Source organism: Thiothrix subterranea (assembly GCF_016772315.1).
Lineage (GTDB): Bacteria > Pseudomonadota > Gammaproteobacteria > Thiotrichales > Thiotrichaceae > Thiothrix > Thiothrix subterranea.
Window position 1 is genome coordinate 1,859,318 of the sequence record NZ_CP053482.1, and the last position, 14,709, is coordinate 1,874,026.

Annotated in this window: 19 protein-coding genes and 1 pseudogene; 6 read left to right on the plus strand and 14 right to left on the minus strand. The window is 51.5% G+C overall.

The genetic code is table 11. The features are described from left to right. Nucleotides 1-118: 118 nt before the first annotated feature. Nucleotides 119-265 (plus strand): hypothetical protein, encoded by a 147-nt coding sequence (locus HMY34_RS09090; protein WP_202718924.1) that lies wholly within the window; start codon nt 119-121, stop codon nt 263-265. A gap of 8 nt (nt 266-273) precedes the next feature. On the opposite strand, the gene hemF is transcribed toward HMY34_RS09090, so the two are convergent. The 3 genes from hemF to HMY34_RS09105 are packed head-to-tail and all read right to left on the minus strand — an operon-like array spanning nt 274 to nt 2,458. Then, nucleotides 274-1,191: an oxygen-dependent coproporphyrinogen oxidase gene (hemF, locus tag HMY34_RS09095; RefSeq protein WP_202718925.1), complete on the minus strand. Its 918-nt coding sequence runs from the start codon at nt 1,189-1,191 to the stop codon at nt 274-276. A 58-nt stretch (nt 1,192-1,249) separates the two neighbouring features. Further along, nucleotides 1,250-1,813 carry a CAP domain-containing protein gene (locus HMY34_RS09100; protein WP_202718926.1) on the minus strand — a complete coding sequence of 188 codons (564 nt, stop codon included), beginning with the start codon at nt 1,811-1,813 and terminating at the stop codon, nt 1,250-1,252. A 15-nt stretch (nt 1,814-1,828) separates the two neighbouring features. Further along, nucleotides 1,829-2,458 (minus strand): MBL fold metallo-hydrolase, encoded by a 630-nt coding sequence (locus HMY34_RS09105; protein WP_202718927.1) that lies wholly within the window; start codon nt 2,456-2,458, stop codon nt 1,829-1,831. A gap of 54 nt (nt 2,459-2,512) precedes the next feature. On the opposite strand from HMY34_RS09105, the gene HMY34_RS09110 reads away from it, so the two are divergent. Further along, nucleotides 2,513-3,313 (plus strand): sulfite exporter TauE/SafE family protein, encoded by an 801-nt coding sequence (locus HMY34_RS09110; protein ID WP_228288024.1) that lies wholly within the window; start codon nt 2,513-2,515, stop codon nt 3,311-3,313. A gap of 11 nt (nt 3,314-3,324) precedes the next feature. Here the strand turns inward: HMY34_RS09110 and HMY34_RS09115 are convergent, their stop codons facing one another. Together HMY34_RS09115 and HMY34_RS09120 are read right to left on the minus strand one after the other, a co-directional pair. After that, nucleotides 3,325-3,720 carry a CZB domain-containing protein gene (locus HMY34_RS09115; RefSeq protein ID WP_202718928.1) on the minus strand — a complete coding sequence of 132 codons (396 nt, stop codon included), beginning with the start codon at nt 3,718-3,720 and terminating at the stop codon, nt 3,325-3,327. Between the two features lie 78 nt (nt 3,721-3,798). After that, nucleotides 3,799-4,236 carry a Fur family transcriptional regulator gene (locus HMY34_RS09120; protein ID WP_202718929.1) on the minus strand — a complete coding sequence of 146 codons (438 nt, stop codon included), beginning with the start codon at nt 4,234-4,236 and terminating at the stop codon, nt 3,799-3,801. A gap of 334 nt (nt 4,237-4,570) precedes the next feature. On the opposite strand from HMY34_RS09120, the gene hemC reads away from it, so the two are divergent. From hemC to HMY34_RS09140, 4 genes are read left to right on the plus strand one after another with little or no spacing between them, the layout of a single operon-like run. Continuing rightward, entirely contained in the window at nt 4,571-5,500 is a 930-nt protein-coding gene (gene hemC, locus HMY34_RS09125; RefSeq protein WP_202718930.1) for a hydroxymethylbilane synthase, read from the plus strand. Then, nucleotides 5,493-6,272 carry a uroporphyrinogen-III synthase gene (locus HMY34_RS09130; RefSeq protein ID WP_202718931.1) on the plus strand — a complete coding sequence of 260 codons (780 nt, stop codon included), beginning with the start codon at nt 5,493-5,495 and terminating at the stop codon, nt 6,270-6,272. The genes hemC and HMY34_RS09130 overlap by 8 nt, the downstream gene beginning before the upstream one ends. Further along, entirely contained in the window at nt 6,269-7,612 is a 1,344-nt protein-coding gene (locus HMY34_RS09135; protein ID WP_202718932.1) for a uroporphyrinogen-III C-methyltransferase, read from the plus strand. Before HMY34_RS09130 ends, HMY34_RS09135 begins: the two co-directional genes overlap by 4 nt. Then, a complete protein-coding gene (locus HMY34_RS09140; RefSeq protein WP_202718933.1) occupies nt 7,609-8,886 on the plus strand; it encodes a heme biosynthesis protein HemY in 1,278 nt (425 codons plus the stop codon). Before HMY34_RS09135 ends, HMY34_RS09140 begins: the two co-directional genes overlap by 4 nt. Nucleotides 8,887-8,898: 12 nt before the next feature. Here HMY34_RS09140 and HMY34_RS09145 read toward each other — a convergent pair whose 3' ends face one another. The 9 genes and pseudogenes from HMY34_RS09145 to HMY34_RS09185 all read right to left on the minus strand — a co-directional run bounded on the left by HMY34_RS09145 (nt 8,899) and on the right by HMY34_RS09185 (nt 14,685). Continuing rightward, nucleotides 8,899-10,116: a malic enzyme-like NAD(P)-binding protein gene (locus tag HMY34_RS09145; RefSeq protein ID WP_202718934.1), complete on the minus strand. Its 1,218-nt coding sequence runs from the start codon at nt 10,114-10,116 to the stop codon at nt 8,899-8,901. Between the two features lie 58 nt (nt 10,117-10,174). Next, on the minus strand, nt 10,175-11,158 hold the full coding sequence (locus HMY34_RS09150) for a M48 family metalloprotease (RefSeq protein WP_202718935.1): 984 nt from the start codon (nt 11,156-11,158) through the stop codon (nt 10,175-10,177). Between the two features lie 84 nt (nt 11,159-11,242). Further along, entirely contained in the window at nt 11,243-11,494 is a 252-nt protein-coding gene (locus HMY34_RS09155) for a type B 50S ribosomal protein L31 (RefSeq protein ID WP_202718936.1), read from the minus strand. A 104-nt stretch (nt 11,495-11,598) separates the two neighbouring features. Further along, complete coding sequence (gene fabA, locus HMY34_RS09160) at nt 11,599-12,114, minus strand: 3-hydroxyacyl-[acyl-carrier-protein] dehydratase FabA (protein ID WP_202718937.1); 516 nt, start codon at nt 12,112-12,114, stop codon at nt 11,599-11,601. A gap of 50 nt (nt 12,115-12,164) precedes the next feature. Next, a pseudogene (ubiA, locus tag HMY34_RS09165) lies at nt 12,165-13,021 on the minus strand (4-hydroxybenzoate octaprenyltransferase). Next, on the minus strand, nt 13,018-13,335 hold the full coding sequence (locus HMY34_RS09170; RefSeq protein ID WP_202718938.1) for a (2Fe-2S) ferredoxin domain-containing protein: 318 nt from the start codon (nt 13,333-13,335) through the stop codon (nt 13,018-13,020). Before HMY34_RS09170 ends, ubiA begins: the two are co-directional and overlap by 4 nt. 118 nt (nt 13,336-13,453) lie before the next feature. Continuing rightward, a complete protein-coding gene (locus tag HMY34_RS09175) occupies nt 13,454-13,639 on the minus strand; it encodes a hypothetical protein (protein WP_202718939.1) in 186 nt (61 codons plus the stop codon). Nucleotides 13,640-13,851: 212 nt separating this feature from the next. Next, entirely contained in the window at nt 13,852-14,214 is a 363-nt protein-coding gene (locus HMY34_RS09180) for a bactofilin family protein (RefSeq protein ID WP_202718940.1), read from the minus strand. Nucleotides 14,215-14,289: 75 nt separating this feature from the next. Further along, on the minus strand, nt 14,290-14,685 hold the full coding sequence (locus tag HMY34_RS09185) for a hypothetical protein (RefSeq protein WP_202718941.1): 396 nt from the start codon (nt 14,683-14,685) through the stop codon (nt 14,290-14,292). Nucleotides 14,686-14,709: the final 24 nt, after the last annotated feature.

A 14,709-nucleotide genomic window follows, 5' to 3' on the forward strand; every position in this document is an offset into this window, starting at 1 on the left:
CTTGATTTACAGCAAGAAAACATCACGTTGGCCTAGCGCTATTTGATTTTGCTCAACGTCGCCTTGTGCCTCAGCCCTTACGATGACTGCATCAAGTTACCGTAAGGGAGTGAACACCATGTTGAATTTCTTCACCAGTTTTGAAGGCATTATTTTTATGTCGGTCTCGACTATTATTTTCATTTTCGGCTTTTTGGGCTATTTGGCTTGGAAATTCTACAAACTGTCTGGTCACAAGCCAGTGCCGGGTGAAAAAAGCTGGTGAGGTGTCGCTTACGCCTCCGCCAACCAATCGCGGGGACGCAGGAAATCGGTGTATAAACGCGCCTCTTCGCTGCCCGGTTCGGGTTGCCAAGCGTAACGCCATTTTACCAAAGGCGGCAATGACATCAGGATGGATTCCGTGCGTCCACCCGATTGCAAGCCGAACAGCGTGCCTCGATCGTAAACGAGGTTGAATTCGACATAGCGCCCCCGGCGGTAAAGTTGGAAATCGCGCTGAACATCGGTAAATAGCAACCCTTTGCGCTGGCTGACAATCGGACGGTAAGCATTGATATAAGCGTCACCCACACTGCGCAGGAAAGCGAACGTTTTCTCGAAGCCCCACGCATTCAGGTCATCGAAAAATAAACCGCCGATGCCGCGTGGTTCATTGCGGTGTTTGAGAAAAAAATAATCGTCGCACCATTGTTTGTAGCGTGCGTAAACATCCTCACCAAACGGGTCACACGCTACTTTGGCAGCGTGGTGCCAACTGATGCAATCGTCCTCAAACCCATAATACGGGGTAAGGTCGAAACCGCCACCAAACCACCACACGGGGTCTTCACCCGCTTTTTCCGCAATGAAAAAACGCACGTTAGCGTGTGAGGTCGGGACTAACGGATTATTGGGGTGAATCACCAACGAAACGCCCAATGCCTGAAAACTGCGCCCTGCCAATTCCGGGCGCTGCGCTGTCGCCGACGGTGGCAGTTTATCGCCAAACACGTGCGAAAAATTCACCCCACCCTGTTCAAATACCGCGCCATTACTGATCACACGGGTACGCCCGCCACCACCACCGGGACGTTCCCACGCATCTTCGGCAAACGTAGCGCTGCCATCCTCGGCGGCTAACTGCGCACAAATATCATCCTGCAATGCCAGCAGGTACGTTTTGACGGCGGCAATATCCACTTGCGACATGGTGTTCGTCCCTTGATGCTTGAAAGTCGCCTATTGTAGCGGGAAATGGCGCGTGGCTCTAATACGGTTTTAACCCGATGTAATTACCGGGTGGATTGTAATTGCACACCCAAATCTGGCCTTTATCGGGGCAAATCGCCATCGCACACCCTACTTCGGTGGTGGTATTCCACACCATTTGCGTGTAATGCCCGCAGGCTTTGCCTGGCGCACAGCTATTGCTGGCGTAATCGTAGTCGACTTTTTCATCTGCCCACTCGGTGGCAACTTCGGTTGGGGTGATAGCTTGTATTTCGGTACGCCCGTCACTGAATTTCACCGCACTGCCCCAGAAAAGATTTTCGCCAACATTTAAGGGATTAATGCCAGCAACGGAGCGGTGTTTCATCACACAGTTGTTGTTAGTCGCAAGGTAGGTTGCCCATTCCTGCGCGTAATTGGTCATTTGGCTTGACCATGTAAGCGGCATAACCGCGACCGCTGCCCGTACTTGGTTATGGGTTTCCAGCATTCCATCCATGCTGATCGGTTCTGAAGCGGGGGAAATGGGAGTAGATGCTGAACCGCCGCCGCCACACGCGGTCAGCAGGGTTACGCCAAGAATGGCTAGTAGATTACGCACTTTATCGTCCTCGCATTATGGGATAAAGGGGTTGTGGAGGCGTTCGTGACCGATGGTTGTATTCGGTCCATGCCCCGGAATGACGATAACATCATCACCCAGTGACCACAACTTAGCCTTTATAGACTGGAGTAGTTGCTGATGGTTCCCGCCGGGAAAGTCGCTGCGCCCGATTGAACCGTTGAACAACACATCCCCCACAAACGCAATGCCCTGCTCGCGGTGGAATAAGACGACGTGACCGGGGGTATGACCGGGCGTGTGGATGATTTCTAGCGTTTGTTGCCCCAGCGTTAAACTATCGCCTTCGTGCAACCAAGTATCCGGCACAAAGGCATCGCAATGCGGTAAGCCAAATTGCTTCGCTTGCACCGGCAGCGCATCCAGCCAATACTTATCAGCCGCGTGCGGCCCGATGATCGGCATGTGGTAATGCTTGGCTAAGGCTACCGTTCCTCCCACATGATCCAGATGGGCGTGAGTCAGAAATACACCGATGGGTTGCAAACCGTGTTGCTTGACGACCGCAATCAATTTGTCGGTATCGCCACCGGGGTCGACAAAGGCGCATTCCAAGGTGGTTTCACACCAAATAATGCTGCAATTTTGCTGAAAGGCCGTGACAGGAATGGTCAGATATTGCATAACTTTGCCCTAAGTCTGAAGGTTTGCATACGAATTTAAGCGGGAGATTATAGCTTGGAATGGTATTTACTGGTTTCTTTTCTGGCACTGGGTTTGGTGGTGGGGTTTGCGGCGGGGCTGCTGGGGATTGGCGGTGGTGGCATTATGGTGCCGGTGCTGACGGCGTTATTTGTGGCGCAAGGGTTTCCCACTGAACATGTGGTACACATTGCGCTGGCAACCTCGATGGCGGCAATTGTACCCACGGCGTTTTCGAGTATGCGAGCGCATCATGCCAAGCAAGCGGTGCAATGGGCGGTGGTGCAACGCATTACGCCGGGGATTTTGTTGGGAACGTTTGCTGCAACGTTTTTAGCAGCCGTGTTATCCACCCGTGCTTTAGCGTGGTTTTTTGCGGCATTTATGGCCTATGTCGCGGTACAAATGTGGCTAAATATCAAACCAAAACCGCATCGAGAATTACCGGGGATGGCGGGTTTATCCGTCGCGGGCTTGGTCATTGGTGGGGTGTCAGCGCTGGTGGCAATTGGCGGCGGTTCGTTGTCGGTACCTTACATGATGTGGTGCAATATTGACGTGCGCAAGGCGATTGCAACGTCTGCGGGGATTGGTTTGCCAATTGCGATTGCGGGGACAGTTGGCTATCTCGTCAATGGTTGGGGGCAAGTGGGTTTGCCGGATTACACCATCGGCTTTGTGTATTGGCCTGCGGTGTTGCTGATTGCGTTAACGAGTTTTTTCACCACGCGCCTTGGGGCAAATTTGGCGCATACCTTGCCGGTGGCGGCGTTGAAAAAAGTGTTTGCGGTATTGTTGATGCTACTGAGTGCGAAAATGTTGCACTCAGTATTGTGAAGGCAACGCAGTTAACCGTGTTGGCTCAGGTGACGATTGGAAACAGCAGGCGCAGGAACCGCGTCCATTTTCAGCAGAATACCCACCAATTGCGAAGAAAGTGTGTGCATTTCAGTCAATGCGCGGTGCATTCCCAGTTCATCACCGGTTTGCTGACAATGTAACGCTTCAGCACTGGCTTGATGGAAACGCTCGTGTGGCTCAAACAGGGCGCGGAATAAGGTGAGCATGGTATCGCCGTATTCACCCGCTTCCTTTGTGCCTTCGCCATGCAGCCATTGCCCCAGCGTGCAGATGCGGCACGTTGTCGGTTCAAAGGTATTTGCCCCTGCCAATCGCCCCTTCATCTTGTTTAAATATTGAACGTGATCATTCAAGCGTTTCAGAAAAAATGCCCGTTTTTGCATGGTAGCCCCGTGATGTTGTTAAATTGACCGCGCAAAATAGCACCAAATTAAGGCAATTGACAAATTTTATTACAATTTTTAATGGGAATTAATAGCACAATCCGGGCAACAGCCTTGCAGATTTAATTCAACTTCTTCCACTTGATAGCCGGTAGGCAAGGTAAAGAGCCAAGCCGGTTGCAGATTTTCTAAGCAAAATACTTGTTCGCAACGTTTGCAATGGAAGTGAGCGTGTTGGTGGGGAATGCCCATTTGCGCATTGTAGCGCCAAGTGCGGTCGGTTCCGGCAATTTTGTGTGCCATGTGGTGTTCGACTAGCCAATCGAGCGCACGGTACAGGGTTACACGGTCAAAGCTGAAACCTTGTTGTTGGGCGAGGTGTTCGATTTCTTGATGCGTGAGCGCAGCAGTGGCGGCGAGTAGTATGCCCAATACGCCAATTCTAGCAGGCGTGACGCGCCCACTGGCTTGCTGTAATAAGGTGCGGGCGGTTTGTTCGTAAGGGGATGTGCTCATGGGTTCAGTATAAACCTTAGCGCAGCGAAAAGTTAAGTAATCAAGGAAGTGCCGGATCCGGGCTAAAGATCCGACACGTTACAAGCGAAACATATGGGGGCTGATCATCTCGCCCGTCCTTGAACAACCACGTTAAGAGGAAGAAATGGGTATAACTTCCGTGTTATTTTTTCATTCCGTTGGTCGTATGCTTAATGTAACCTGAATGGAGAAAAAAGCAAGGGTTTTGCTTGAAGTTTAGTCGCAAATATTGGCAGAGGATGGAAGTTAACCCGGCTTTGCCGTAAAGTGCTAGGCTATTATTCCTTTATTCAATCAGACACGCGCAGGAATCATGTCCGAGATTATTCGTATCGCTACCCGCACCAGCCCGCTTGCCATGTGGCAAGCTGAACACGTCGCTCGCCGTTTACAAGCACTTCACCCTGACCTCCAGATTGAAATGGTGGGGATGGTGACTCGTGGCGATAAAATTCTCGATAGCCCGCTGTCTAAAATCGGTGGCAAAGGCTTGTTCGTCAAGGAACTGGAGCTGGGGATGCTGGAAGGCATTGCAGATATTGCGGTGCATTCCATGAAAGACGTGCCGATGGAATTCCCCGAAGGTTTGCACCTGCCGGTGATTTTGCAGCGTGAAGACCCGCGTGATGCGTTTGTTTCCAACCATTACCAGAATTTGGATGCTTTGCCGCATGGCGCTATCGTGGGAACGTCGAGTTTGCGCCGTCAAACCCAAATTCGCGCCCGTTACCCGCATTTGCAGATCAAGGATTTGCGCGGCAACGTGAATACGCGGCTGGCGAAACTGGATAACGGTGAATACGATGCGATTATTCTGGCGGCAGCGGGATTGATTCGGCTTGAATTCCAAGCACGGATTACCGCCTTTTTATCCACCGAACAAAGCTTGCCTGCGATTGGGCAAGGCGCGGTCGGGATTGAATGCCGCCGCCATGATCCACGGGTGGAAAACCTGCTCGCTCCCTTACGCCATGCTGAAACCACGGTGTGCGTGCGTGCCGAACGCGCCATGAATCAGCGCCTCAACGGTGGTTGTCAAGTGCCGGTGGCAGGGTTTGCGGAATTGCAAGACGGCGCATTACGGATGCGCGGGTTGATTGGCTTCCCCGATGGTTCGGCGCTGTACACCTGTGAACAACGTGGCTGCACCGTTGACCCGGATGCCTTGGGTATAGCGATTGCGGAAGATTTGCTGGCACAAGGTGGGGATAAAGTGCTGGCGTTGCTGGGCATTCATGCCTAAAGCATTGCAGGGCTTGCACATTGCCGTTACCCGCCCCGCGCATCAAGCCGCAGGGTTTCGGCAAGCGTTGCAGCAAGCTGGCGCGAAGGTATTGCTGTTACCATTGGTTGAGATTCGCCCGCCGGATAATCAAGCTGCAATCCCGCTCACGCTGGCACAGTTATCGCGTCATGACACCGCCATCTTTATTAGCGCGAATGCGGTGGAATACGGTTTGCCAGCGCTGAATCCGGCGCAGCAAACCGTGTTACATCAGATGACGCTGGGTGCGATTGGCAAGCAAACCGCGAAGGCATTGCAACAGCACGGTTTCACTGCAAACTGGGTTCCCGCACAAGGTTTTACAAGCGAAGATTTTCTGGCATTGCCGCAAACACAGCACTTAGCCGGTCGGCATATCCTCATCTTTCGCGGGCAAGGTGGGCGGGAATTACTCGCTGATACTTTGCGGGAACGCGGTGCACAGGTCACTTATTTGGATGTGTATCAACGGGTTTGCCCACAAATCGACGCCAATCACCTGAAATACCTTCATGAACAGCGCCAGCTTGATATAATCACCATCACCAGCAGCGAGGGATTGTTGAATTTGCTCACCCTGCTGGAAAATCCCGACTGGATAAAAACGGTTCCCTTGTTGGTCGGTAGCCAACGCATGTTAGCCACGGCACGCAGCGCTGGATTCATTGGAACCATTCGCATTGCAGACAATCCCGGTGATGAAGCCATGTTGCAGGCGCTGATTCATTGGGCACAGGAATTCCAAGCATGATTGATAAACCAGCGACACACGAAGCTGATAACGATACTTTGCACACAGCAGTGGATGCGATTGAGCCGATGGGGTCGGATACAACGTTTGGGAATACCCCTCCTCCTCAAAAATCAGCCAGCGCCCGTTTTGCGGTGTTTGTGTCCATTTTAGCGGTGTCATTCACCGCTGTTGGCATTGCGGCGGGTTACAAGCATTGGCAGCGCATGAACGACAAAGCGCGGGGTAATGCCGCTGAAATTGCCACCTTACGTGAACAGCTCAACACTGTCCCGACCAGTGATGCCTTGAATACCTTGCGGCAGGATTTGGAGGCCAAAACGGCTAAATCGCTCAGCAATAACGAACAAGCCTTGCAAGAAATGGCGCGTTTACAACATCAAACCCGCCAATTCGCTGATACGGTCGCCTCGCAAGTGGAGCAGGTGACGTTTTTGCAGGCGAAAATGCAGCAAAGCGCAACCCCGGCGAGTGCGGCTGAATGGCAAATTGCCGAAGTGGAATTTCTGCTAAAACTGGCTTCACGGCAATTACATTTGGCAAAAGATGTACGCACAGCGATGACCGCGCTGAAAGAAGCGGATGTGTTGTTAGCAAAGGTTGGCTCGGTGAATTATTTGCCAGTGCGCCAACAAATTGCACGGGATGTATCGAGCTTAGACGCTGTACCGGTACCGGATCTGGTGGGCGTGTCGCAACGCATTAACGCGATGATGTTGGGGTTAAAACCCTTACCGGCGCTGACGGCGACCCCGGAAGCAGAAGCATCCACCTCAGCAGCGGAGGATGCCACTGCGGGCATAGAAGGCAATTCCTTGTGGGCAGATTACAAGCGTAAAGCCTTGGATACCTTGAATGATGCGGTAGTCATCCGCCAATACGATAAGCCTTTGCAAATGCAATTGGATGCGGATGCGCGTTTGCATTTGTTCCAACTGTTGCAATTGCGGCTGGAAAATTTGCGTTTATTGGTGCTTCAAGAAGACGCGACTGGGTTTGCGGCGCAATTGAATTTGATTCGAGAAACGCTGAACAGTTATTACCCGCCTGATCAGGCCAAGCCCTTGCTGGCGGAATTGGATGATATTGGCAAAGTGGAATTGCAGCCGGTTATTCCCGATATTTCAGCCAGCCTTAAGCAGTTAGACAGTGCACGTCAGGCTGAAACCGCCAGAGTGCTGCAAGAACAATCCACACAAGACAGCGCTACTGACAGCCCCCCCTCCACGGAAGCGGCTGATGCAGTAGCAGAGAAACCTGAGGAAACCAAAACCAATTCCACCAAAAAACCCGCCAAAACACCGGATAAAGCGGATTCAGAAGGAGGCAAACGCGAATGATGTTTTACCTAGTCGTGTTGCTGATTTTGATCGCACTGATCGTGTGGTTAGGGCAATTGGTGTTAGCACATCCCGGCATTGCCACCATTACGTGGGGCGTGTGGAGTCTGGAAATGAAGACCGCCACGCTTGCTGCATTGGTGTTGCTGGCGTGTGTGGGGTTTTATTTACTGGTTAGCTTGTTGCGTCATGGTTTTGGGATGCGCCGCAGTTTCAGCCGTTTTCGTGCCGCACGTTTAGGCAGCAAAGCCAACCGTGCCTTGACGCAAGGCTTGATCCAATTAACCGAAGGCCATTGGGATAAAGCTGAAAAACTGTTGGTGGATCATGCGCCTTACAGCGACACGCCACTGCTTAATTATCTTGCTGCTGCACGGGCTGCCCACATGCGCGAAGCCTATGAGCGCCGTGACGAATTACTCAAGCAAGCAATTGAAAGCGATAGCAAAGCCAATGTCGCGGTTGGGGTGTCGCAAGCCGAAATGCAGTTCGGCAGCGGTCAATTGGAGCAAGCACACGCCACCTTGATACGGTTACGCGAACTGTCCCCCAAACACCCTTACGTATTGAAGTTGCTGGCAAAAGTGTTGTACCGCCAAGAAAACTGGGACGCATTGTTGGGATTATTGCCGGATTTAGCCAAGCAAAATCTCTTGAAAAACGATGACATGAGCAAAGTACAGGGTGCGACTTTGAAAGCCATGTTCCAGCATTACGCCAAAGCTGGGCAGACCGACAAGCTACAGGCCATGTGGAAAAAATTACCCACCCTGATTCGTGACAATCACGAAGCGATTGTATTGTATGCCAAAGCCTTGCACACCGCCGGGGATGAGGTGGCGTGTAATGGTCTCATCAGCAATATCCTCAACAAGCGTTGGGATGATAGCTTGGCGGATTTGTACGGGCGGATTCAACACCACAGCCTCGGTAATACCATCCAGCAAGCGGAAAAATGGCAGCTCAGCCAACCCGCGAATAACCCAGCGTTGCTGTTATTACTGGCGCGTTTATATAACCAGCAAAAACTCTGGGGCATGGCGAAAAGCTATTACGAAGCCAGCCTCAACCAAGCCCCCAATACCGAAGGCTATCTGGAACTGGCAGAATTGCTGGAAACCATGAAAGAACCGGAGAACGCGCAACGCTGCTACCGCATGGGCTTGCGCTATTGCATTCGCACCGATGGCGAGAAACTGAACCTCACGCCAACGCAGCGCCCGCAGGTTAACCCACAGACGCCGCCAGCGTTAACGCCGTATAACGGCCTGTAACTTGGTTATCACTTAGAGGCGGGCGACACCACTGTCACGCGCCGCTTTGGACACTGCCGCAGGCACACGCTCACGCAAACGCAAATCAAACGGTTTGGGAATGATATATTCCTTCCCAAATACCAGTGCGTCCAAGCCGTAAGCATCCAGCACGTCTTGCGGCACGGGTTCACGGGCTAATTCCGCCAGCGTGTACACTGCCGCTTTGAGCATCTCGATATTGATGCAACGCGCCCGCACATCCAATGCACCACGGAACAAGAACGGGAAGCCCAGCACGTTGTTGATTTGGTTAGGCTGATCACTGCGCCCCGTCGCCATAATCAAATCACTGCGTGCCGCTAACGCCACTGCCGGATTGATTTCTGGGTCAGGATTCGACAACGCGAACACAATTGGGTTTGCCGCCATGCTGTTGAGCATATCCACCGTCATAATGTCCGGGCCGGACAAACCAATGAATACATCCGCACCTTGGCACGCATCCGCCAAGGTATGCTTGTCGGTTTCCACCGCGTAATCGCGTTTGAAAGCATTCAAATCGGTACGCCCGGTGTGCAACACGCCTTTGCTGTCGACCATTAACAGCTTTTGCTTATCCGCACCCAATGCACCCAGCAGGTTCATTGAAGCAATTCCCGCCGCACCCGCGCCCACGCACACAATGTTCACATCACCGATTTTTTTGCCCTGAATTTCCAGTGCATTCATCAAGCCGGAAGCAATAATCACCGCCGTGCCGTGTTGATCGTCATGGAATACCGGAATGTCGAGCATCGCTTGCAGGCGTTTTTCAATCTCGAAGCAACGCGGTGCAGAAATGTCTTCCAGATTAATCCCGCCGAATGTGCCTGCGATGTTCTTCACCACGGTGATGAACTCTTCCACGTCTTGGGTAGCCACTTCGATGTCAAACACGTCAATATCCGCAAAGCGTTTGAACAACAAACCTTTGCCTTCCATCACCGGTTTACCGGCGAGTGCGCCGACATTGCCCAAACCCAGTACGGCGGAGCCGTCGGAAATGACCGCGACCAGATTGCCTTTGCCGGTGTACAGGTACGCGGCTTCCGGGTCTTTGTGGATTTCACGCACGGGTTCAGCAACCCCCGGTGAATACGCCAACGCCAAATCGCGTTGCGTCGCGGTGGGCTTGGTAATGTGAGTGGCAATTTTGCCGGGACGTGGTTCAGCGTGATATTTCAGCGCATCTTCTTTTAAATTGGACATGGCTCCTCCGCCGTTTTGTTTGACTCAACAGGTTGGCTAACTGTAGTGCACTGATTATTTATTGTATCGTCTTTAGTAATTGACCGGGAACGGGTTCGCCATTCGGGAACAGCCCGTTCAGTACCCGCAGGTGCATCGCGGCGTTATTGCTCAAGCGACTGGATGCCGCCAAGCCATTGAAATTATCGCCGGGGCGCACGGTAAGCAGGCGTACCTGTACGGTTTGCCCATTGCCCAGTGGCAAGCGCAAGCCGTCGATTTGGCGCAAATACGTATCACGCCCAGCATCGCGCGTGCCGCTACCGTAACGGCGGGCTTGCCCAATCAATTGTTGCAAACGCACGTCATTGTTGGGGTGTGTGGCGAATAAGTCGCGGTAAGGATCGGAACTGCCGCCTTTGAATTGGTCGTAAGCTTGCAGGGTCGCAATCACATTCGCCATATTAGCGGGGTCGTATCCCGCACGGGCGAGGTATTCCGCACCCAAACCATCGGCTTCGAGTTCTTGAGTGCGGCTATAATTGCTCAAACCAAACTCACCTATCGTGTTGATTAGCTCTTTATTGCCGAGTTTTTCACCAAGAACACTGGCAGCAAGACCGCCTACCGCATTCCAAGAGGCTTGTTGAACATTGTGACGGTCAGCGACGTGACCAATTTCATGCCCTAACACCCCGGCAAGTTCGGCTTCGGAATTCAAGTACGCCATTAATCCGGTCGTGATGTAGACATAGCCACCGGGCAAGGCAAACGCATTGACAGCGGGGTCATCCAATACGGTGAACGTGAAACGCAGGTTATTGCGATGGCTTTGTGACGCCATGAGTTGCCCGATGCGGCTGACGTAGGCTTGTACGCCAGCATCTTGATACGGCGGGGTTTTTGCAAGAATTTCACGGTGAGCTTGTTGCCCCGTTTGAATTTCTTCCGCTTCGGACATCAACGCCAGTTGTTTTTCACCCGTCACCGGGCTGACCGAACACCCGGCAAGCAAAGCGGTGCTGCTGAGCAGGATGCTGGAAATAAGAGTGGTTAGCCGCATATTATCATTCTCCATCAAAAACAAAAAAGGCGCTCTAATGAGCGCCTTTCAATGATGCATGATTCTGGAACAGTCTGCTAGGGCTTACTTAGCGCCACGTGCATAACGGCTCTTGAACTTGTCTACACGACCAGCAGTCGTGCTAACCGCTTGCTTACCGGTGTAGAAAGGGTGAGATTGGCTAGAAATTTCCACTTTGACTAATGGGTATTCTTTTCCATCTTCCCAAGCAATGTTTTCTCTGGTGTTGACCGTGGAGCGGGTCAAAAACGCGAAGCCGCTAGTCATGTCTTGAAAGACGACTTCTCTGTAGTTAGGGTGAATGCCGGGCTTCATGTTGAAATCCTCAAGTTATTCGGGTATATGCGAAAAGCGCAACATCTTAGCGCTATTGAATCCAAAGTTCAATCGCGGCTTACAGATTCACGGCAATGATTGTATTAGAAATTGTCGGTTGAGGTGAACAAGCCCACCCGCAAATCTTTCGCGCTGTAAATTTCGCGCCCGTCGACTTCCATTGTGCCATTGCCGATCCCCATCACCAGTTTGCGGGTAATGACGCGCGTCAATTCAATTTTATAGGTCACTTTCTTGGCTTTTGGCAGTACTTGACCGAAGAATTTGACTTCACCCACGCCTAATGCGCGTCCGTGACCGGGGTTGCCCAGCCATGCAAGGTAAAAACCGATGATTTGCCACATCGCATCCAAGCCCAAACAGCCGGGCATCACCGGGTCGCCGGGGAAATGGCAATCAAAAAACCACAAATCGGGGGTAATATCCAGTTCTGCTAAAATGTGGCCTTTGCCTGCTGCTCCACCGTCAGCGCTGATTTCGACGACGCGATCCATCATCAGCATATTCGGGGTTGGCAATTGCGCATTGCCGGGGCCGAACATCTCGCCACGACCACATTGCAGGAGTTCTTCACGGGTAAAACTGGATTGTCTGGACATAATGCAAGCTCAAGGGTGTCATAAAGCCGTCAATTGTAGCGGAATTTGCGTCAGAAAGCATAATCGGCTGCAATTCCAGCGAATACCGCCATGCCTAACCAATGATTATTCAGAAAAGCCTGCAAACTGGGTTGCGGTTCACGCGCACGAATCAACCATTGCTGGTAGACCGATAATAGCGCCGCCACTAACAACCCCAGCCAATACCACAACCCGCGTTCACTCAGAATCCCCACCGCTACCAGCAACAGTAACGTGAGGATTTGCAAAAATCCAATGATCAAACGGTCGTGCTGCCCGAACAAAATCGCGCTGGATTTGACGCCGATTTTCACATCATCCTCACGGTCACACATCGCATACATGGTGTCGTAAGCCGTTGTCCACAACACGGCTGCTAGAAACAAAAGCCACGCCACTAACGGTGGCAACGTACCCGTCACCGCCGTAAACGCCATCGGAATTGCCCACGCGAACGCCGCCCCAAATGCACTTGTGGCAAATGGTGAAAGCGCTTCATAAACGGGTAAGTCGCCGCCAATAACACCGCCACCACCGACAGCGCAATGGTCAAACCGTTCAGCAACAAGACCAGGGCGAAAGCGCTTAACCCCAACACCGCAAACACTCCCAACGCTTCACGCGGGCTAATGTGTCCAGCCGCTAAGGGGCGCGTTTTGGTGCGAGCAACGTGTGGGTCAACGTCACGATCTGCATAATCATTGATGGCACAACCCGCCGAACGCATCAGCACCACGCCAGCCATAAATACCAGCAACACCAACAGATTGGGTACACCTTCAGCCGCTATCCACAGCGCCCACAACGTCGGCCATAGCAACAAATAAATACCAATCGGACGGTCAAGGCGTATCAAGTGGGCATAATGCCGCCATTTACTCATCATTGCGGGTCGAGCATTAAACGTTCAACGGGTTTGCCTTGCTGCAAATGGCTTTCGATGATTTCATCAATATCGTCTTTATCGACGTAGGTGTACCAGATCCCTTCGGGGTAAACGACGATCACCGGCCCTTCGGCGCAACGGTTTAAGCAACCAGCAGAATTGATGCGGGATTTGCCGTCTTTGTGCAAGCCCAAGTCTTTGGTGCGTTGCTTGGCGTAATCGCGCATGGCTTGAGCATCAAATCGGGCGCAACAGGATTCACCATCAGCGCGTTGATTGGTGCAAAAAAAGACGTGGTGTTGGTAATAACTCATGGGTAGTGGCTTGCCTAAAGAACAGAAGCCGATTATGCCAGACGACAGAGTACCCACAAAATAAAACAGGGTGGAAAAATCCACCCTGTTTCGTATTCAATGGCCTAACGGCCAGTGATCACTTTGGTGCAGCAGGTGCAGCCGGGTCAGCAGCAGGTGCTACTGGTGCAGCTTGGTCAGCAGCAGGTGCAGTTTGCGCAGCAGCAGGTGCATCAGCTTTAGGTGCTTCAGCAGCTTTTTCGCCACAAGCGGTCAGAGCGAAAGCAGCCAGCAGCGCAGCGATCAGTACACGGTATTGAGTCATTGTTTTATCTCCACAAAAAGTTGACTTTGAAAAAAATAGTAAGTGACGGTCGTATCAATACGAACCTAACACTCGTAGCCTTCACATTTCCTTGAAAGCTACGCATCTATACGAGCAATCCTTGCTTACCGTTGATAGGTATTCCTACGATGCTAAGCGTAGCACTGTTTTAAATTTTGTGTATAAGTTTTTAATAAAATAGTGATGTTTGTTTATTGCGTATCAGAAATACTGTTCATGCTCGCCAGTACGCCGTTAACTTCAGCACCTTCATCCATCTGTATTTCCACGTAATGGATATTGCCATGAATCTTGGCAGTGGATTTTAGGGAAATACGGCGCGAAGCAAATATATCACCGGATATAGTGCCTGAAACAATAATGAGTGGGGCACGTATTTCCCCATTCACTTCGCTATCGCCCTGAATATACAGAGCGGCACGCGAATCCATTGGCGCCGCGATATTGCCATTCACTTTTCCATGGATATATAAATTATTCTGAAAGGCAATATTGCCAATAATTTCCAGGTCTTTTTCAAGCAACGAAGCTGAAGAGGTGTTTCTGGTTGTCATGTATTTGTCTTATTTATTGAGTTCGTCAAAACAAAGTAATTAGGCCAAGGATACTAGCAGGTGTCTGGCGAAACATCATGTGTTATTGCCACGCGCCCGCATTTGTTCCAGCTCATCTTCCAACACGGCAAGCGTGTCATCCCGCATTTGCAAGTCCTCTAACAAGGCTTGTATGCGGATTTCATAAGTTTCCAAGCGCTCCAAGACGTCATCGTCCTGTTGCGTGCTGTTTTCCAAGCGTGCCGTTAATTTTTCAGCACGTTCCTCCGCTTCTTTCAGATCGCGGCGCAACGTGGCATTGTCACGGTGACACTGTTCCAAGCGAAACCGCGCATCAAAAGGATTATCGGCCGTTTCCTGAGTTAATGTGTGTGATTGAGCCGTTTTATTGCCAGCCCACCACCCAATCGCTAATCCGCTTGCAATAGCTAGAGCCAACAAAAAAGCAATTTGTATTGTTAGGTAAAACATCGGCGTCCTCTTGCCTTAAATCAC